Genomic DNA, 18,043 nt, shown 5'->3' on the forward strand with positions numbered 1-18,043 from the left:
CGGCCTGCCGACGTTGCGGCGCGCTAGGGCGCGCGCTGTTCGCGCTCCCCGCCGCGCCGCCAGCGGCGCAGTTCCACCCACTGCCATGACAGCAGCGCCGGCACCCCGAACAGGATCTCGCGCGCGCGCTTGACCAGCGCCAGCGCCAGCGCCACCTCCGCGCTCATTCCCAGCACCTGGCCCAGCAGCATCATCACGGCTTCCTGCACGCCCAGCCCGGCCGGCACGAAGAACGCCACGTGGCGCGCGGCCTGCGTCAGCGACTCGATCGCCAGCGCCTGCCAGAACGGCACCGGATGACCCAGCAGCCACAGCGCCAGCCAGATCTCGAGCGTGCCGCTGAGCAGTCCGGCCAGTTGCCAGCCCAGGGCTTTCGCCAGTTCGCGGTGGCGCCGGTTGAGCGCGCGGATCTGCGCGTCCAGGCGCGCGCCGTCGATCAGCGCGACGACGCGGTGGTCGGCGCCGAACAGCCGGCGCGCCGCGCCTTCCAGCTTTTCGAACAAGCCGGCGTGGCGCAGCGACAGCGCGAACAGCACCGGCACCGGCAGCGACAGCAGCAGGCCGGCCAGGATGATCCACGCGCCGGCGCGCTGCTGCAGCGCGGCCACCAGCATCAGCACGCCGGCGGCAGCGAACAGGTACTGCGAGAACATCGTCACCATCACTTCCACCACCACGCTGGCGGTGACCGCGGTGGTGTCGTGGATGCGCAGCCGCGTCAGGCGGATGCCGACCAGCTCGCCGCCGACGCCCACGGTGGGCAGCAGGCGGCCCACCGCCTCGCGCACCGCGGCGACCCACCACAGGAAGCCGACGCCGGCACGTTCGTCGGGATCGGCGGAGGTCAGCAGCACGCGCCAGCCCTGCGCGTCGAGCAGCAGCGGCAGCGCGTGCAGCGGCACCAGCAGCAACAGCGGCCAGCCGCCCCGGGCCATGACCGCTGCGATATCGCTCGCGCCCTGGTGGATCACCAGCGCGGTCAGCGCCAGCAGCCCGAGCAGTCCGGTCAGGTAAGCCAGGCGTTTCATCGGCAATCGTCAGCAGAGTGTCCTGCTGCCCAGCACATCGGCAAAGCCGCCGCGCCGGTGGGCCGCCTGCTCCAGCGCGGCGCGCACGCGCGGCGACAGCAGCGCGGCCAGTTCGTCGGCGTGGCGGTAGCCGTGCATTGACGCAGCGATGGCCGCGCCGGACACCACCGCCGGATGCAGGTAGATCTCGCCCACGCCCGCGGGCAGTTGCGCCAGCGCCTGCAGCAGTGCGGCCTCGTCCATCTGGCCGCTGCGCGCGATGCCGACCACGTAGTCATTGTGCGCAATGCCGGCGCGGTCCAGCCGGCGGCGCAACAACGCCAGCCACGGGCGCAGCAGCCACGGCGCGCCCGCCTCGCGCGGCAGCCGCATCGCACGCAGCCCGTACTCGCGCCCGATCGACAGGATCAGCGACAGCACGGTCGGATGCAGGTGGAAATGCTTGTGCGTGTTGACGTGATCCAGCCGCAGGCCGGTGGCGGCGAAAGCCTCGAACTGCGCGCGGATTTCCGCGGCGAGCTGGCGGCGCACCGCCGGCAGAAAGAAGAAGCGGCAGCCGTCCCGCGCCATGGCCGAGCCGAAGCGGCCGTGCTGATCGACCAGCGCTGGAATGCGCGCGCGCGGCAGCGTGGCCGGCCCGTCGGCCAGCACCACGTGCAGGCCCACGCACAACGCCGGCAGCCGGCGCGCGCGCGCCACCGCATCCGCCGCCGCCGGCGCGCCCACCATCAGGCTGGCGGCGTTGAGCACGCCGTCGCGGTGGGCCAGTTCCACCGCTTCGTTGACGGCCGGGTGCAGGCCGAAGTCGTCGGCGGTGACGATCAGCGCGCGTCGCGCCGCCTTGGAAAGCGCCCGGGCCAGGATCAGGCCTCGTGCGAGCGCAGGAAGCGGAAGAACTCCACGCCTTCGCGCAGGCGCCGCTTCATCATGTCCCAGCTGCCGAGCATCTCGCGCACGATTTCCCAGATCTTGCCGGGGCGGAAGTAGAAGCGCTTGTAGAAGGTCTCCACGCCGTGGTAGATGTCCTCCTTCGACAAGTGCGGATAGCTGATCGCCGCCAGCTGCACGCCCTGGTCGTTGACCAGGTTGATGACCTTGTTCTCCTCCAGCCAGCCGTTCTCCACCGCCTGCCGGTACAGCGTGGTGCCGGGGTAGGGCGCCGCCAGCGAGACCTGGATGGTGTGCGGGTTGATTTCCTTGGCGTACTCGATGGTCTTCTCGATGGTCTCGCGGGTCTCGCCCGGCAGGCCCAGGATGAAGGTGCCGTGGATCTGGATGCCGAGCTTGCGGCAGTCTTCGGTGAAGCGGCGCGCGATGTCGGTGCGCAGGCCCTTCTTGATGTTCAGCAGGATCTGGTCGTCGCCGGACTCGTAGCCCACCAGCAGCAGGCGCAGCCCGTTGTCCTTCATGATCTTGAGCGTGCTGTACGGCACGTTGGCCTTGGCGTTGCACGACCATGTCACGCCGAGCTGGCCGAGCCCGCGCGCAATCTCTTCCACGCGCGGCTTGAAGTCGGTGAAGGTGTCGTCGTCGAACATGATCTCCTTGACCTCGGGCATGTTCTCCTTGATCCATTTCACCTCGGCAATCACGCTTGCGGCCGAGCGCGTGCGGTAGCGGTGGCCGCCCACGGTCTGCGGCCACAGGCAGAAGGTGCAGCGCGAGCGGCAGCCGCGGCCGGTGTAGATCGACACGTAGGGATGCTTCAGGTAGCCGATGAAGTAGTTCTCGATCTTGAGGTCGCGCTGGTAGACCGGCGCCACGAACGGCAGCGCGTCCATGTCTTCGATCATGGGGCGCTGGCCGTTGTGTTCGAGCGAGCCGTCCGGCAGGCGATAGCTGAGCCCCAGGATGTCCCTGAGCGGCTTGCCCGCGGCCACGTCCTGGCAGGTGTAATCGAATTCCTCGCGGCAGACGAAGTCGATGGCGTCGCTGGCGCCCAGCGTGCCGCCGGGATCGACCGCGGGCTTGGCGCCGACCATGCCGATCATCACGTCAGGGTGGCGCCGCTTCAGTTCCTCGGCGAATTTGGCATCGGTGGGAAAGGACGGCGTGCTGGTGTGGATGATCACCAGTTCATAATCCGCGGCGATCTCCAGCGTCTGCTGCACGGTCAGGCCATCGGCCGGGGCATCGAGCACGCGGCTGCCTGGCACCAGCGCGGCGGGCTGCGCCAGCCAGGTGGGGTACCAGAACGACTTGATCTCGCGCTTGGCCTGGTAGCGCGAACCCGCGCCGCCGTCGAAGCCGTCGAAGGACGGGGCCTGCAGGAACAGGGTTTTTTTCATAGCGGCCTCTTGGAAGGGGTGCCGGTGAAGGGTTGGTGCTGGGGTGGGGACTTCGTGGATACGCCGGCCCTCACCCCCTGCCCCTCTCCCGCAGGCGGGAGAGGGGAGCAAACCGTTGGCGCGCTAAGGGGAGCCGCACTGGCACGTGCCCCCGCATCACCGTTTCTCGAATGAAGCGATCGCGGTTCCGTGGCCGCTGGTTTTCTCCCCTCTCCCGCTTGCGGGAGAGGGGCGGGGGTGAGGGCGGGCGCTTGCCCGGAGTGCTGCCCACTGCGTACCGACAATACCTGGTCGCGCCACTGCACATGCCTGCCTTTCAGCGCAACCGCCCATCCAGCCATCAGCAGCGCATCGCGCAGCGGTGCACGCAGTGCGGCGGCGATGCTGCCCGCCAGCATGCTGCGCGCCACAGCGCCGGTTGCGGCCACGGCGAAGACCAGCGGCAGAGGCGCCAGCAGCGCGCCCAGCGTCAGCACCGGCCAGGTGAACGTGATGAAGGCCAGGACAAAGCCAGCCGGATTTAGCGAGCGGATCGTCCGCAGCCAACGCAACTCATGCCGCCACAGGTCGGCGAAGCGGTTTTCAGTGACATCGGTCGTCACCACCACCTCCGACAGCACCGTTCGCAATCCCTGCCGCCGCGTCAGCTCACCCAGCCAGAAGTCATCCGCCAGCCGGTCCCGCAACGCCTCGAATCCGCCGCTGGCCGCCAGCGCGTCGCGGCGCAGCGCGATGGTCGCGCCGAAGGCAAAGCGCCGCGAGCCGCCCGCGTGGGCGATGCGCACCGCCGGCGCGAACCAGTCGTCGATGAACTGCGCGCCGAGGCGCGACCAGAAGCCGCCGATGGCATGCCCGCGGTACAGGCAGGTCACCACGCCGACGCTGGCCTGCGCCAGCGGCGCCGTCACCCGCGCCAGGTAGTCCGGCGCTACCGCGACGTCGCTGTCGGCGATGACCAGCGCATCGTGCCTGGCCGCGCCGGACAGGTTGATCAGGTTGCTGATCTTGAGGTTGCTGCCGTGCACCCGCGGGTCGATCACCAGTGCGATGTCGCAGGCCGGGAAGTCGCGCCGCAGCCGTTCCACCACCGCGATGGCGGGATCGTCCGCGGCGCGCACGCCGAATACCAGCTGGAAGCACGGATGCCGCTGCCGGCAGAAGGTTGCCAGGTTGGCATAGAGCCGGGGTTCTGCGCCGCACAGCGGCTTGAGCACGCTGACCGGCGTGGCGGCCATGGCGCCGCGTGGCGCGGGCTTGCGTCGCGACAGCCAGGCCGCCGCCAGTGCATAGCCAGCCGCCGCGCACACCAGCGCTGCGCCTGGCAGGATGCTGGCAAGTCCGGCGGCCATGGCAATGGCTTCAGTGCGTGGCGGCGCCGGCAGGCGCCTCGGCCGCCCGTGGCTGCCGGGCGGACGGCCGGGCGCGCTGGATTTCCTCGAGCTTGATCTCGACGTGGCGCGAGAACACGTATTCGGCCGGCCGCTGCCGGTCCAGCGCAATGTCCGGCGCCATCGGGCCGCTGGTGCGCACGCCGCGCAGGCTGACGCCGAGCGCCTTGAGCGGATGCGCGAAGGTGTCGGCCACGGCGGTGGCTTCGTAGCCGCTGTGCACCATGCAGTCGGCGCATTTCTCGTAATTGCCGGTGCCGTAGGCGTCCCAGTCGGTCTCTTCCATCAGTTCGCGGAAGGTCGCGGCATAGCCTTCGCCCACCAGGTAGCACGGGCGCTGCCAGCCGAACACCGTGCGCGCCGGATTGCCCCACGGCGTGCAGTGGTAGGTTTGGTTGCCGGCGAGGAAGTCCAGGAACAGCGTCGACTGGCTGAATGCCCAGTTCTTGCCGGCACGGCCGCGGCTGAGGATGTCGCGGAACAGCTGGCGGGTCTTGCCGCGGTTCAGGAAGTGCTGCTGGTCCGGCGCGCGCTCATACGCGTAGCCGGGCGACACGGTGATGCCATCGACGCCCAGCGCCTTGACCGAGTCGAAGAACCTGGCCACGCGCTCGGGCTGCGCGTCGTTGAACAGCGTGCAATTGATATTGACGCGGAAGCCGCGCGCCTTGGCCGCGCGGATCGCCTCGACGCAGCGGTCGTACACGCCTTGCTGGCACACCGAGCGGTCATGCATCTCGCGATCGCCGTCCAGGTGCACCGACCAGATGAAATACGGGCTGGGCTGGTACTGGTCCAGCTTCTTTTCCATCAGCAGCGCATTGGTGCACAGGTAGACAAACTTGCGCCGCTGGATGATGCCTTGCACGATCTGCGGCATGTCCTTGTGCAGCAGCGGCTCGCCGCCGGCAATCGAAACCACCGGGGCGCCGCACTCGTCCACCGCATCGAGGCATTGCTGCACCGACAAGCGCTGGTTCAGGATGGGGTCGGGGTAGTCGATCTTGCCGCAGCCCGAGCACGCCAGGTTGCAGCGGAACAGCGGTTCCAGCATCAGCGCAAGCGGATAGCGTTTCTGCCGCGACAGGTGCTTGCCGACGATATAGGCGCCCACGCGGGCAACCTGCAGGAGCGGAATGGCCACGACAGCTTCCTCTGGTTGGTTCAGCCTGCAATGTTCTCGTTGGCGGGGGCCGCCTTCACGTCGGCCAGTTCGGCGGGCAGCCGGAATTCGGCATGCTCTTCGCGCCCGGCCATGGTGCTGACCTCGACCGGGCCGAGCCGGCGCAGCGCCGCGATCACGTCTTCGACCATGGCTTCGGGGGCCGAGGCGCCCGCGGTGATGCCGACCACGTTGGCGTCGCGCACCCAGGCCGGGTCCAGCTCGCTGCCTTCGGCGATCAGGTAGCTGGGCACGCCGCTTTCGGTGCCGATCTCGCGCAGGCGGTTGGAGTTCGAACTGTTGGTCGCGCCGATCACCAGGATTACGTCGGCCAGCTTGCACAGGTCGCGCACCGCGCTCTGGCGGTTCTGCGTGGCGTAGCAGATGTCGCGCGTATCGGGGCCGACCAGGTTGCTGAAGCGCCGTCCGAGCGCGGCGATGATGTTGCGGGTGTCGTCCACGCTCAGCGTGGTCTGGGTGACGTAGGCGACCGGGGTGTCGTCGGGCAGGTCGAGCTTGCCGACGTCGGCCTCGTTCTGCACCAGGATCACCTTGCCGGGAATCTGGCCCATGGTGCCTTCGACCTCGGGGTGGCCGGCATGGCCGATCAGGATCACGGTGCGGCCGCTGGCGGCGTACTGGCGGCCCTGGGTGTGGACCTTGATCACCAGCGGACAGGTGGCGTCAATGGCATGTAGCTGACGCTGGCGGGCATCGTCGACGACTTCGCGCGACACCCCGTGCGCGCTGAAGATCGTCACCGCGCCGGCCGGCACTTCGTCCAGTTCTTCGACGAAACGCGCGCCCTTGTCCTTCAGTCCCTGTACGACGTGCTTGTTATGCACGATCTCATGCCGCACGAACACCGGCGCGCCGTGCTTCACGAGGGCGCGGTCGACGATCTCGATCGCGCGCACCACGCCGGCACAGAAGCCCCGGGGCTGAGCAAGAATCACCTGCATGGAGTAGGCCCCCGACCCTTTTGCTACGGGTTTCAGTGTTTGGGATCGCGCAACGGAAAACGATGCCCGGGCGATGCCCGAGCGATGCCCGGTATCGAGCCAGACCCACCGGAGATCCGCCGCGGATCACATTTTCCTCGCACGGTGGTTACTATATACCCGACACGCCGGCTTTGTCTGGCGCCGCCATGACCGGCGCGGGGCCGGCCCTGCCGATGCCGCCTTACGGGGAAACGGGCTGATGACCAAAAACGATGACGTGCTGGTGACGGGGGCAGCGGGTTTCCTGGGATCGGCGGTGGCGCGCCAGGCGCTGGCGCGCGGCTGGCGCGTGCGCGTGCTGGTGCGCCCGCAAAGCCCGCGCACCAATCTGGCCGGGCTGCCGGTGACCGTGGCGCAGGGCGACATGCGCGATGCCGCCGCGGTGGCCGCGGCGCTGCAGGGCGTGCGCTACCTGTTCCACGTGGCCGCCGACTACCGGCTGTGGGCGCGCGACCCGGAAGACATCGTGCGCACCAACGTCGACGGCACCCTGGCGGTGATGGAAGCCGCGCAGCGGGCCGGCGTCGAGCGCGTGGTCTATACCAGCAGCGTGGCGACGCTGCGCGTCGCCGGCGCGCAGGCACCGGTGGACGAGACCGCGGCGCTGCGCCCGCATGAAGCCATCGGCGCGTACAAGCGCAGCAAGGTGCTGGCCGAGCGCGTGGTCGAGCAACGGGTGGCCGACCATGGCCTGCCAGCGGTCATCGTCAACCCGTCGACCCCGATCGGACCGCGCGACGTGCGGCCGACGCCGACCGGCCGCATCATCGTCGAGGCCGCCACCGGCAAGATCCCGGCCTTCGTCGATACCGGGCTGAACCTGGCCCACGTCGACGACGTCGCCAACGGGCATTTGCTCGCGCTGGAGCGCGGCCGCACCGGCGAGCGCTACATCCTGGGCGGCCAGGACGTGATGCTGCAGCAGATGCTGCGCGACATCGCCCAGCTGTGCGGCCGGCGCGCGCCGACGCTGCAGCTGCCGCGCTGGCCGCTGTATCCGCTGGCCTACGGCGCGGAAGCGGCGGCGCGGCTGACCGGCAAGGAGCCGTTCCTGACTGTCGATGGACTCAATATGTCCCGCTACCGGATGTTCTTTACTTCAGACAAGGCGCGCAAGGAACTGGGGTATCAGCCGCGTCCGTACCAGGAGGGGCTGCGCGACGCGCTGGCATGGTTCCGCGCGCACGGATACCTGGGCAACTCGTGAGCCCCTGGCGCGCTCACGGGCGCATTGGCGCCTGGGTCCGGCCCTTCCATTGCCCGCCGCGCCGCAGCCGGTAGCGCCGCGCCGAGTCAATGGTCGCCCCCAGATAGAACAGCGCCGTCACCGGCAGCAGCGGGGCCAGCCACCACGGCTGCCGGTACTCGCGCAGCATCGGCAGGTAGGCCAGCGCCATCGCGGCCCAGGCCAGCCATGCCGGCCACAGCCGCCAGCCCAGCGCCAGCACCGGCGGCACCAGGTAAGTCAGCACCATGCCGGCGACCGCGCCCGCCAGCCACAGCGGCGAATGGCGCAGCTGCGTATAGGCGCTGCGCGCGATCATGTCCCACAGGCTGCGCCAGTCGTCATAGGGCCGCAGCGACACGCTGTCGTCGGCCAGGTCCAGCCGGATGGCGCCACCGGGCTTGATGCGCGCGGCCAGGCTGCAGTCGTCGATCAGCTCGCCGCGGATCGCGGCAAAGCCGCCGATGCGCGCCAGCGCCTCGCGGCGCGCCAGCATGCAGCCTCCGGCCGCGGCGGCAACGCGGCTGCGCGGATCGCGCACGCGGGCGAAGGGGTAAAGCTTGGCGAAGAAAAAGACAAAGGCCGGCACCACCAGCCGTTCCCACGCCGAGATGCAGCGCAGCCGCACCATCAGCGAGACCAGGTCGCGCCGTTCCGCCTCGGCGCGCGCGACCAGGGCGGCCAGCACGCCCGCACCGTGGCGGATATCGGCGTCGGTCAGCCAGACATAGCGCGCCTGCGGCGCGATGCGGTCGGCGGCGGCGAGGCCTTCGGACTGGGCCCAGACCTTGCCGCTCCAGCCGGCCGGCAGCTCGCGCGCGCCGATCACGGTAAGCGCGTGCGGGCGCGTGGTGGTCGCCGCGGCGGCGCGGGCGATGTCGGCGGTGCCGTCGGCGCTGTGGTCATCCACCACCACCAGCGCCAGCGGGCCGGGGTAGCGCTGGCCCAGCACCCCCGCCACGGCGCTGCCGATGACATCGGCTTCGTCACGCGCGGGGATGATGGCAACCACCGCGGGCCAGTGCGCCGGCGCCGGCGCGGCCGGCGGCTTGCGTACGCGCCAGAAACCGGCGCGCCCGAACAGCAGCACGGCCCAGATCGCAAGCGACAGCAGCGACAGCGCCATGGCGGCGCCGGGCACGGTGGTCTCAGTCATGCAGCCCCCTGCGGTGGCATGGTTCGGGGGCTATTTTAGGCGATGGCCAGCGGCGGGCGCTGGCCAGCCGCCGGTCTCAGGCGCGGTAGCTGACCGGCCCGCGCGAGCGCATGTCGAGCGCGTAGTAGCAGATCGTCAGCAGCACCAGCCAGCCCGGACCCACGTACAGCGCCACGCGCGTATCGGGGAAGTAGGCCATCAGCGCCACCACCAGCGCCAGGAACGCCAGCGCGATATACGAGCCATACGGCCAGAACGGCATGCGGAACGCCAGCGCCTTGCGCGCCGCGGGGGCCAGCCCGCGGCGGAACTGGATCTGCGTGACCAGGATGATGGCCCAGGTCCAGACCGCGCCGAAGGTGGAGATCGCGGTCACCCAGACGAACACCTTCTCCGGCACCAGGTAGTTGAGCAGCACGCCGGCCAGCAGCGCGGCGATCGATACCAGCAGCGCGCGGCGCGGCACGCCGTTGCGGTCGACGCGGGCGAAAGCCGCCGGCGCCTGGCCCTGCAGCGACAGGTTGTACAGCATGCGCCCGGTGCTGAAGATGCCGCCGTTGCACGACGACAGCGCCGCGGTCAGCACCACGAAATTGATGATGCCGGCAGCGGTCTTGATGCCGAGGCGCTCGAAGGTCAGCACGAACGGGCTGCCCTGCGCGCCGATCTCGTTCCACGGGTACAGCGCCAGGATCACGAACAGCGCGCCGACGTAGAAGATCAGGATGCGCCAGAACACCGAGTTGATCGCGTCCGGAATCGACTTCTTCGGATTGCGCGCCTCGCCGGCGGTCAGGCCGATCATCTCGACCCCAAGGTAGGCGAACATCACCATTTGCAGCGACATCAGCACGCCCGAGGCGCCGTTCGGCATGAAGCCGCCGTGCGCCCACAGGTTGGAGATGCCGGTGGCAACGCCGCCGTTGCCGAAGCCGAACACGATCATCGCGCCGCCGCCGATCAGCATCAGCACGATGGTGACGATCTTGATCATGGCGAACCAGAACTCGAACTCGCCATAGGCCTTGACCGCCATCAGGTTGACCGAGCCCATCGCCGCCAGCGCCGCCAGCGCCCAGATCCAGCGCGGCACGTCGGGGAACCACATGCCCATGTAGATCGCCACGGCCGTAATTTCGGCGACGCAGGTCACCAGCCACAGGAACCAGTAGTTCCAGCCGGTCAGGTAGCCCGCCAGCGGACCCATGTGGTCCTGCGCGTAGCGGCAGAACGAGCCGGCCACCGGATTGTGCACGGCCATCTCGCCCAGCGCGCGCATGATCAGGAAGATCACCGCACCGCCGATCAGGTAAGCCAGCATGATGGCGGGCCCGGCCATCTTGATGGCATTGCCGGCGCCCAGGAACAGGCCCACGCCGATGGCCGATCCCAGCGCCATCAGCCGGATATGGCGTTCGCCCAGGCCGCGTTGCAGATGTTCTGCGCTTGCACTCATGTGTCGTTGTCTCCGTGTCATCTGAATGGCCGCGCGGCCCTTGTGGGGTGGCGCGGGTAGCGGGTTTTCACGTTTGCATCGGGCCATGGGTAGGGCCGGATTGCGGCCAGGGGCAGCAATCCGCAAGGGCGCCTGCGCGAGGCGCCGCGCTCGGTTGCCCGCCGGCCAGGCGCTGCAAACGGAAAATAGCGGGCAGGTTAATCAGATCGGAGGGACATTTGTTGCTGAATTCCACAGGGAATTCAGAAAAAAATGCTGGTTGCGCGCGCCGGTCACTGTGGCGCGCAATCTCCTGCCCGGATGGTGCGGCAATGCGTGGGGGTGGCTCGTTGCGGGCGCGGTGTGCGACAACTCGCCTGTTTCAGGCCAAGTGCGCGGCCTCGCAGGATGCCGCGCGTCGGGCGCCGCGCTCACCGCGGCGACGCCTGCTCCTTTCGGGGCCTAGCGCGCCGAAGGCCGCAACGCCCGCATGCCGGCCTTCACCACGCTCACCGCCGCCAGCACCAGCCCGCCGGCGACGATGCCGGCAATGCCGTCCAGCAGCACCGGGGTCAGCACCGCCAGCACACCGCCGATCGCCGGCACCCCCGCCGCAGCCAGTGCCGCGGCTTCGGTCATGTGGTGCATCGCCGGGATGCCGTGCATCAGGATGCCGCCGCCGACCAGGAACATCGCCGCCGTGCCGGCAAACGACAAGGTTTTCATCAGCAACGGTGCCAGCCGCAGCAAACCTTGCCCCAGCCAGCGGAGCCCCGCCGACGCCTTCTTGCTCAGGTACAGGCCCGCGTCGTCGAGCTTGACGATGCCGGCCACCAGGCCATAGACGCCGACCGTCATGATCACCGCGATCGCGCACAGGACCGCGAGCCGCTGGCCGAAGGGCGCGCTGGCGACGGTGCCCAGCGAGATCACAATGATTTCCGCCGAGAGTATGAAGTCGGTACGGACCGCGCCCTTGATCTTCTCTTTCTCGAAGGCAACCATGTCGACGGCCGGGTCCGCCACGGCCTGGACTTCGCGCGCGTGGTGGGCGGCGTCCTCGGCCTTGCTATGCAAGAACCGGTGTGCCAGTTTTTCAAAGCCTTCGTAGCAAAGGAACGCGCCGCCGATCATCAGCAGCGGCACCACGGCCCAGGGGGCCCAGGCGCTGATCGCCAGCGCCGCCGGCACCAGGATCACCTTGTTGCGGATCGACCCCAGGGCGACGGCCCATACCACCGGCAGCTCGCGCTCCGCCTTCACGCCGCTGACCTGTTGCGCGTTCAACGCCAGGTCATCCCCCAGCACGCCCGCGGTCTTCTTGGCCGCCATTTTGCTCATGACGGCGACATCGTCCAGGATGGTGGCGATGTCGTCGATCAATACCAGCAAGCTCGAACCCGCCATGTCAGGACCTCCGCGCGCGGCAAAGCTGCCGCTGATGCAGCCAGTTTGTCATTCGGTCATGCTCCTCGATGTCGTTGGTCCGGCCAAGCAGGTTTTGTACCGTGCAGCGGTGGAATGTCGGGCCGGCGTCTTCACTGGTGCCGGCCGGCCGGAAATGCTGCGGGGGCCGCGGGTTCCAGGTGCAGCCGGCGAGATTGTAAAACATGGTTCGGTTCCGGACCGGCCGGCCCCGTCGTCATGCGTCGCCCGCCATCGACAACGAGATGGTTTCGTACAGCGCCTGCGCAGCGGGCTGCAGTGGCCGGTCGCGACGGCGTATCAGTGCCAGCACGCGATCGACATCGGGCTCGACCAGCGGCATGGCGCAAAGCCGTGGATGATCCGGCGGCACCGCCATGCCAGGCAGCACGGCAATGCCAAGGCCGGCCTCAACCAGCGCGAGCACGCCCACGACGTGGTTGGCCTCGTAATGAATGGTCGGCCGCCGCTCCAGATGGGCGATGGCGTTCTCGATCAGGGCGCGATTGCCGCTGTGCCGGGACACGCTGACCATCCGTTGCCCGGCCAGTTCCTGCCAGGCCACGCTTTCCCGCCCGGCCCATTCGTGGTCCCGCCGCATTGCCAGCCGATAGCGTTCAGCGCGGATGGCACGAAAGTCGATATTGGGCTCCTGCCCGCCCATGAAGTTGAGCCCGAAATCCGATTCTCCGGACAGCACGCTGGCCAGTACGCTGCTGGCGCTTTCGTCAATCACGCGCACGCGCACGCCAGGATGCCGCCCGGCAAACGCGCGGATCGCATGGGGCAGGCAATGCAGGGCAGCAGATGGTATCGCCGCCACGGTCACCAGCCCGCGTTGCAGCGCCGCTTCGTCGCCAAGGCGGAGCACGGCGTTATCGAGGATATCGAGCGCGGCGCGGGCCTCCTCCAGGAACTGGCGGCCGACATGGGTCACTTCCACGCGACGCGTGGTCCGGTCCAGCAGACGCGAACCCAGCGTCTTTTCCAGCTTTTCGATGCGCCGGCTCAGCGCCGGTTGCGAGATATGCAGCGCCTCGGCCGCCATGCGGAAACTGCCCTTGTCAGCGGTGGCGACAAAAGCCTGCAAGTCTTCCAGGGCGAAATTGATGCACGGCATGCATTAAATAATCAGAACATTGCAATTCACAGAATAGTCACCCGTGGCTAGCCTTGCAATGCCTGACTGGAACGTGGTGCCGGCTATCAAGTCGCCTGAACTACGAGGCCAGCTTGGCGCGATTGCGCAGGCCGCGAACCTGAAAGACGACAAAGGCGCCGCAGGGCCCGCGATACTGAACCACAGGAGACAACATGAAACTGAACATCCTTGCCGCCAGGCACGCGTTGCTGGTGTTCCTGCTATGGCTGGCGGCGCCGGCCTGGGCCGACGAGATCCGCGTGATTACCTCGGGCGGCTTTACCGCGGCCTACCAGCAACTGGTGCCACTGTACGAGGCCGCCACGCAGGACCGCGTCATCACTGCTTATGGCGCGTCAATGGGCAATGCGCCCGACTCCATTCCCAGCAGGCTGGCGCGAGGCGAGACCTTCGATGTCGTGATCCTGGCAGACTCGGGCCTGGACAAGTTGGTCGAGCAGGGCAAGGTGGCCGTCGGCAGCCGGGTCGACCTGGCGCGCTCGCTGATCGGCGTGTCCGTGCGCAAGGGCACGCTCAAGCCGGATATCAGCACGGCCGAGGCGCTGAAGCAGACGCTGCTCAACGCGCAGTCCATCGCTTATTCCGCAAGCGCCAGCGGGACTTACCTCTCCACCGAGCTGTTCCCCCGGCTTGGCGTCGCAGACCAGATCCAGGGCAAGGCGCGCAAGATCTACAGCGAGCGTGTCGGCGCCGTGGTCGCGCGAGGCGATGCCGAGATCGGCTTCCAGCAGGTCAGCGAGCTGTTGCCGTTCAAGGAACTGGACTACGTGGGGCCGCTGCCCGCCGAGCTGCAGCAAAGGGTGTTCTTTTCCGCCGGAACGGCCGCGGGCCGGCAAAGCGCGGCAGCTTCCCGCTTCATCCGTTTCCTGGCCTCGCCGGCGGCGGCATCGATTGTCAGCAGTACCGGGCTGGAGCCCGTGGCCACGCCGCTGCCGCCACCGGAGCCCCCGGCGCTGGGCCAGGCGCAGCGGCGCTGAACCAGGTTGGCTGTGGGGACTTACGGCTGCCTTTGGGCCGCACTCACTCATGGCACGACTACCGCCACCAACACCCCCTCAGTCAAGGCACGTGCACGACTCGACGTCCGCCATAGACTTGAACAGCTCACCCGACAGATGGCCCACTGCATCTGTTCGCAGTCAAGGTCGCCAACGAACTCGCGGCCACGAAGGCACCCTGTTTCGATCGCGACCCGTGCGGCCCGCGCTCCAGGATCTTGTACAGATGCGAGCGAGAGATCCCTAGTTGCTCGGCCGCGCGCTTCTTGTTGCCGCCGTGGCGCGCGACGGCATCCATCACCGCGGCATAGGCCAGCGCCGCGCACTGGTGGAAGACGCAATCAGGCGAGGGGATTGGCGCTGCGCGAACAACATGCTGTTTCTCCACGCTTGCCTAGTGCCTGCCAAGAATGACGGCTAGGATTCAACGCAACCCGCCAAGTATCGATTCATCGGTCCATTGCGATGGCGGTGGATGCAATGCCAGCCCATTTTCTTGACCCGATCACGTCGCCATTCATTCATCCAGTGGAAGACGAGGGCGTTGCTTTATCCGTTCATTTTGCTTGCACGAACTAAGAAGGTTCTTAATGCCATGAAACCTGCATCTACCTCGCTGTCTGTCCCCGGGGGAATCACCCGCCGCCAACTGCTCTCGCTCGGAACGAGTGCCGCAGTCGCTGCGTCCTTGCCCATCACGGCTACGGCTGCTTCGAAGACGTCCACCGCGCCGAACAGCGCGGCAACCTCACAAAGGAATTTCGCTATGAACTATGTCACTACCAAGGACGGTGTCCAGATATTCTTTAAGGACTGGGGACCTGCCGATGCCACGCCGATCGTCTTCTCTCACGGATGGCCGCTGAGTTCCGACGATTGGGATGCCCAGATGATGTTCTTCCTGGCCAAGGGCTATCGCGTCATTGCCCATGATCGGCGCGGGCATGGCCGCTCGTCGCAGGTTTGGGAAGGGCACGATATGGACCACTATGCCGACGATCTGGCAGCAGTGGTAACGCATCTTGACCTCAAGGGCGCCATCCACGTGGGCCACTCCACTGGCGGTGGCGAAGTTGTGCGCTACCTGGCGCGACACGGCGAGAAGCGGGCCTCGAAAGCCTGCCTGATTGCGGCGGTTCCGCCGCTCATGGTCAAGACGTCATCCCATCCGGGAGGCCTGCCGAGGGAGGTGTTTGACGGCCTGCAATTGCAGACGGCCACCAATCGGGCGCAGTTTTTCCGGGACCTTCCCGCGGGGCCGTTCTATGGTTTCAACCGGCCGGGCGCAAAGCCTCAGGAAGGCGTTATCCAGAACTGGTGGCGGCAGGCCATGATGGGTAGCGCGAAGGCGCATTACGACGGCATCGTGGCGTTTTCGCAGACCGACTTTACCGAGGATCTGAAGAAAATCAATTTACCAGTGCTGGTGATGCACGGCGATGACGATCAAATCGTCCCCTACTCAGAATCCGGACCCTTGTCGGCCAAGCTCTTGAAGAAGGGCATCTTGAAGACCTACAAAGGCTTCCCGCATGGCATGCCGACGACGCAGGCGGAGGTCATCAACACTGATCTGGCGAACTTCATCAAGGCCTGATCGGCCGAAGCCGGAGACAGCTGCCTGGTCTGCTTCGACGCGGACCAGCAATAGTTGCCCCCTGGCCTATGCCGGGGGGTGATCGAGGACATTCAGTATATTGTCACCCACCTCAGCGCTCGCATGGGGTCGCGCTCGTCATGCGCCGCAATGCCTCAGGTCCTTTCGCCGCCATGGCGATTCCTGCCGCGATAAGTATGCTGGCCAGGAAGACTGACGACCAGTCTCGGTCCGTCACCCGCGCGGCCAACGCCAGGCTGAGCATCGACAGTACGGGCGTGGCGTAGCCGAGAATGCCGACTTGCGCGGCATTGCCGCCTCGCATCGCAACGTCCCAAAGCACGAAGGCGACACCGAGCGGTCCGAGGCCGATCGCCAGTACCCATCCCATGTCGGCGGCGGATATTGCGGTGCGGGGTTCGAATGCAAGGTGGCTGGCGAGGGCCAGTATGCCGGCGCCCAGGCAGAAGCCGCCCGTCGCCCACGATGAAAACGGCGGCAACCAGCGCGTGCCCAGCGAATAGACGGCCCATACGAAGGCTGCGAGCAATGCGAGGGCATAGCCGGCGGCGTGATCGCTGCTGAACGCCACTGCGCCCGAGCCGGAGGTGATGGCAATGACGCAGCCGGCAAAGGCCAGCAGGGCGCCAAGCAGGCTGGCAGCGCATTCTGTTCCGCGCCAGGCTGTTGTGCCCAGCAGTACCAGGATCAGCGGCCACAGATAGTTGATGAGATTCGCCTCCACGATCGGTGCCATCCGGAAGGCCATGACGAGGCCGGCGTTATAGATGAACAGGCACCCCACGCCGAATGCGAGCGTGCGAAACGGCACGCGCCAGGCGCGCACGCGATGCAGGCAGGTGAGGCTTCCCGCCGAAAGTGCCAGCCCGGTCAGCAACAGCGGCGGCAAGTCTGGCACGTACGACACCAGCGTGGCGAACGACGCCCAAAGCAGAATCGCGCCGGTCGCGCAGATCCAGGCCAGCATGCTCATGCCGCTGCTCCCGTCATGCGGGTTATCGGTGAGGGCGCTGAAAACGCCCCGGGGTTTTCCCCGTTGAAATTCGTCATGAAGTCGATGCCGAGAGCGCGGATCCGGTCAGTCATGAAGTCGATAAACACGCGTATACGTGTGGGAAGGTGCTGGCGGCTCAGGTAGCAGATGTAATGGCCGCGATCGTCCGGCGCGTGCCGGGCCAAGGCGATTCCGAGTTCATTGTTTGCGACATGATCCCGGATCTGGTAGCCGGCCATTTGTGCGATCCCCCAGCCTTGCAGCACTGCGTGCAGCACGAGGTCCGCATCGTTGAATGTCATCCGCGCCTTGGGCAGGACCTTGCGCACGATGCCGTCGACCTTGAACTCCCATTCGAAGATGCGCCCGCTGGAGAAACGGAAGTTGATGCATTCGTGGTGTGCCAGGTCGTCCAGTGTCTCCGGCAGTCCGTGCCGCGCCACATACGACGGCGCCGCGCATAGTGCCATCTGCATCGGGATCAGTTGCTTGGCGATGATGCTGGAATCCTCGATCCGCCCATTGCGGAATGCGACATCGATCTGCGCCGATGCGAAGTCCGTCGGCCGGTCATCCAGCAGCAGGTCGATGGCAATGTCCGGATAGGTCTTGACGAAGCTGTCGAGCAACGGTGCCACGACCTTTCGGCCAAAACCCACGGTGGCGCTTATGCGCAGCTGGCCACGCGGGGGGCCCTCGCGCAACTCCAGCATGTCGTTCATGGCTTCTACGATATGCGTGACGCCCTTGTGGCAGTTCTCGAAGAAGCGCTGACCTTCGCGCGTGAGCTGTGTCGTGCGCGTGGTGCGCAGGAAGAGTCTGGTGCTCAACTGTGTTTCCAGCTTTTGCACGTTGCGGCTCACGGCCGATCGCCCGATGCCGAGGCGCTCGCCGGCTTTGGCGAAGCTGCCTTCGCTGGCCACGGCCATGAATGCCATGATCCCCGCGTAGCTCGCGGCAAAGCTTGTCGACAGCGCGTCAGAGCGATTCGGCGGGCTGATGCGGAAACTGCGGTCCAATACGCCCGCCTGTTGCGTCGATTCCATGTGTTTTTTCCCCAATGCATTGCGCTGCCTGGTGTCGGCTGTCTTGCGAGCGGCGCTCAATGGCCGCCGGAGCCTGGCGGTGTGCAGGCGCACGGAAAAGCGTGCGCCGCCACC

Annotated in this window: 15 protein-coding genes and 2 pseudogenes; 3 read left to right on the forward strand and 14 right to left on the reverse strand. The window is 67.3% G+C overall.

What is annotated here, in order from left to right; genetic code table 11:
* Positions 1-23: 23 nt before the first annotated feature.
* From LIN44_RS25590 to ispH, 6 genes and pseudogenes are all read right to left on the reverse strand, one after another.
* Positions 24-1,028 (reverse strand): lysylphosphatidylglycerol synthase domain-containing protein, encoded by a 1,005-nt coding sequence (locus LIN44_RS25590; RefSeq protein WP_227315043.1) that lies wholly within the window; start codon positions 1,026-1,028, stop codon positions 24-26.
* A 9-nt stretch (positions 1,029-1,037) separates the two neighbouring features.
* Positions 1,038-1,853 (reverse strand): hopanoid biosynthesis-associated protein HpnK, encoded by an 816-nt coding sequence (gene hpnK, locus LIN44_RS25595; RefSeq protein WP_227316426.1) that lies wholly within the window; start codon positions 1,851-1,853, stop codon positions 1,038-1,040.
* A 38-nt stretch (positions 1,854-1,891) separates the two neighbouring features.
* Complete coding sequence (gene hpnJ, locus LIN44_RS25600; protein ID WP_227315044.1) at positions 1,892-3,316, reverse strand: hopanoid biosynthesis associated radical SAM protein HpnJ; 1,425 nt, start codon at positions 3,314-3,316, stop codon at positions 1,892-1,894.
* A gap of 203 nt (positions 3,317-3,519) precedes the next feature.
* Positions 3,520-4,665 (reverse strand): annotated as a pseudogene (gene hpnI, locus LIN44_RS25605) (bacteriohopanetetrol glucosamine biosynthesis glycosyltransferase HpnI); the annotation flags it as partial.
* 10 nt (positions 4,666-4,675) lie between these two features.
* A complete protein-coding gene (gene hpnH, locus LIN44_RS25610; RefSeq protein ID WP_227315045.1) occupies positions 4,676-5,848 on the reverse strand; it encodes an adenosyl-hopene transferase HpnH in 1,173 nt (390 codons plus the stop codon).
* Between the two features lie 20 nt (positions 5,849-5,868).
* On the reverse strand, positions 5,869-6,828 hold the full coding sequence (ispH, locus tag LIN44_RS25615) for a 4-hydroxy-3-methylbut-2-enyl diphosphate reductase (RefSeq protein ID WP_227315046.1): 960 nt from the start codon (positions 6,826-6,828) through the stop codon (positions 5,869-5,871).
* 241 nt (positions 6,829-7,069) lie between these two features.
* Between ispH and hpnA the strand changes: the two genes are divergently transcribed.
* Entirely contained in the window at positions 7,070-8,077 is a 1,008-nt protein-coding gene (gene hpnA, locus LIN44_RS25620; protein WP_227315047.1) for a hopanoid-associated sugar epimerase, read from the forward strand.
* A 13-nt stretch (positions 8,078-8,090) separates the two neighbouring features.
* Here the strand turns inward: hpnA and LIN44_RS25625 are convergent, their stop codons facing one another.
* From LIN44_RS25625 to LIN44_RS25645, 5 genes are all read right to left on the reverse strand, one after another.
* The gene (locus tag LIN44_RS25625; RefSeq protein WP_227315048.1) at positions 8,091-9,251 is read right to left on the reverse strand and encodes a glycosyltransferase; all 1,161 of its coding nucleotides are present in this window, start codon (positions 9,249-9,251) and stop codon (positions 8,091-8,093) included.
* 76 nt (positions 9,252-9,327) lie between these two features.
* Positions 9,328-10,707 carry an amino acid permease gene (locus LIN44_RS25630; protein WP_227315049.1) on the reverse strand — a complete coding sequence of 460 codons (1,380 nt, stop codon included), beginning with the start codon at positions 10,705-10,707 and terminating at the stop codon, positions 9,328-9,330.
* 441 nt (positions 10,708-11,148) lie between these two features.
* Positions 11,149-12,093: a DUF808 domain-containing protein gene (locus LIN44_RS25635; RefSeq protein WP_227315050.1), complete on the reverse strand. Its 945-nt coding sequence runs from the start codon at positions 12,091-12,093 to the stop codon at positions 11,149-11,151.
* Position 12,094: 1 nt separating this feature from the next.
* Positions 12,095-12,298 (reverse strand): hypothetical protein, encoded by a 204-nt coding sequence (locus LIN44_RS25640; protein WP_227315051.1) that lies wholly within the window; start codon positions 12,296-12,298, stop codon positions 12,095-12,097.
* A gap of 30 nt (positions 12,299-12,328) precedes the next feature.
* Positions 12,329-13,231 (reverse strand): LysR family transcriptional regulator, encoded by a 903-nt coding sequence (locus LIN44_RS25645; RefSeq protein WP_227315052.1) that lies wholly within the window; start codon positions 13,229-13,231, stop codon positions 12,329-12,331.
* Positions 13,232-13,425: 194 nt separating this feature from the next.
* Between LIN44_RS25645 and LIN44_RS25650 the strand changes: the two genes are divergently transcribed.
* The gene (locus LIN44_RS25650; RefSeq protein ID WP_227315053.1) at positions 13,426-14,250 is read left to right on the forward strand and encodes a substrate-binding domain-containing protein; all 825 of its coding nucleotides are present in this window, start codon (positions 13,426-13,428) and stop codon (positions 14,248-14,250) included.
* 214 nt (positions 14,251-14,464) lie between these two features.
* Here LIN44_RS25650 and LIN44_RS25655 read toward each other — a convergent pair.
* Positions 14,465-14,587: pseudogene (locus LIN44_RS25655) on the reverse strand (helix-turn-helix domain-containing protein); the annotation flags it as partial.
* 450 nt (positions 14,588-15,037) lie between these two features.
* Here LIN44_RS25655 and LIN44_RS25660 point away from each other — a divergent pair.
* A complete protein-coding gene (locus LIN44_RS25660) occupies positions 15,038-15,868 on the forward strand; it encodes an alpha/beta fold hydrolase (RefSeq protein WP_227315054.1) in 831 nt (276 codons plus the stop codon).
* Between the two features lie 112 nt (positions 15,869-15,980).
* On the opposite strand, the gene LIN44_RS25665 is transcribed toward LIN44_RS25660, so the two are convergent.
* Both LIN44_RS25665 and LIN44_RS25670 read right to left on the reverse strand, forming a co-directional pair.
* Positions 15,981-16,862: a DMT family transporter gene (locus tag LIN44_RS25665; RefSeq protein WP_227315055.1), complete on the reverse strand. Its 882-nt coding sequence runs from the start codon at positions 16,860-16,862 to the stop codon at positions 15,981-15,983.
* Positions 16,859-17,929, reverse strand: coding sequence for a LysR family transcriptional regulator (locus tag LIN44_RS25670; RefSeq protein WP_255638666.1), 1,071 nt, complete (start codon positions 17,927-17,929; stop codon positions 16,859-16,861). The genes LIN44_RS25665 and LIN44_RS25670 overlap by 4 nt, the downstream gene beginning before the upstream one ends.
* Positions 17,930-18,043: the final 114 nt, after the last annotated feature.

It is taken from the genome of Cupriavidus sp. MP-37 (assembly GCF_020618415.1).
GTDB lineage: Bacteria > Pseudomonadota > Gammaproteobacteria > Burkholderiales > Burkholderiaceae > Cupriavidus.

Coding starts and splice junctions, on each gene's coding strand:
- hpnA (WP_227315047.1), top strand. CDS start 7,070: ATGACCAAAAACGATGACGTGCTGGTGACGGGGGCAGCGGGTTTCCTG.
- LIN44_RS25645 (WP_227315052.1), bottom strand. CDS start 13,231: ATGCCGTGCATCAATTTCGCCCTGGAAGACTTGCAGGCTTTTGTCGCC.
- LIN44_RS25660 (WP_227315054.1), top strand. CDS start 15,038: ATGAACTATGTCACTACCAAGGACGGTGTCCAGATATTCTTTAAGGAC.
- LIN44_RS25640 (WP_227315051.1), bottom strand. CDS start 12,298: ATGTTTTACAATCTCGCCGGCTGCACCTGGAACCCGCGGCCCCCGCAG.
- LIN44_RS25650 (WP_227315053.1), top strand. CDS start 13,426: ATGAAACTGAACATCCTTGCCGCCAGGCACGCGTTGCTGGTGTTCCTG.
- LIN44_RS25665 (WP_227315055.1), bottom strand. CDS start 16,862: ATGAGCATGCTGGCCTGGATCTGCGCGACCGGCGCGATTCTGCTTTGG.
- LIN44_RS25625 (WP_227315048.1), bottom strand. CDS start 9,251: ATGACTGAGACCACCGTGCCCGGCGCCGCCATGGCGCTGTCGCTGCTG.
- ispH (WP_227315046.1), bottom strand. CDS start 6,828: ATGCAGGTGATTCTTGCTCAGCCCCGGGGCTTCTGTGCCGGCGTGGTG.
- LIN44_RS25670 (WP_255638666.1), bottom strand. CDS start 17,929: ATGGAATCGACGCAACAGGCGGGCGTATTGGACCGCAGTTTCCGCATC.
- LIN44_RS25590 (WP_227315043.1), bottom strand. CDS start 1,028: ATGAAACGCCTGGCTTACCTGACCGGACTGCTCGGGCTGCTGGCGCTG.
- LIN44_RS25630 (WP_227315049.1), bottom strand. CDS start 10,707: ATGAGTGCAAGCGCAGAACATCTGCAACGCGGCCTGGGCGAACGCCAT.
- LIN44_RS25635 (WP_227315050.1), bottom strand. CDS start 12,093: ATGGCGGGTTCGAGCTTGCTGGTATTGATCGACGACATCGCCACCATC.
- hpnJ (WP_227315044.1), bottom strand. CDS start 3,316: ATGAAAAAAACCCTGTTCCTGCAGGCCCCGTCCTTCGACGGCTTCGAC.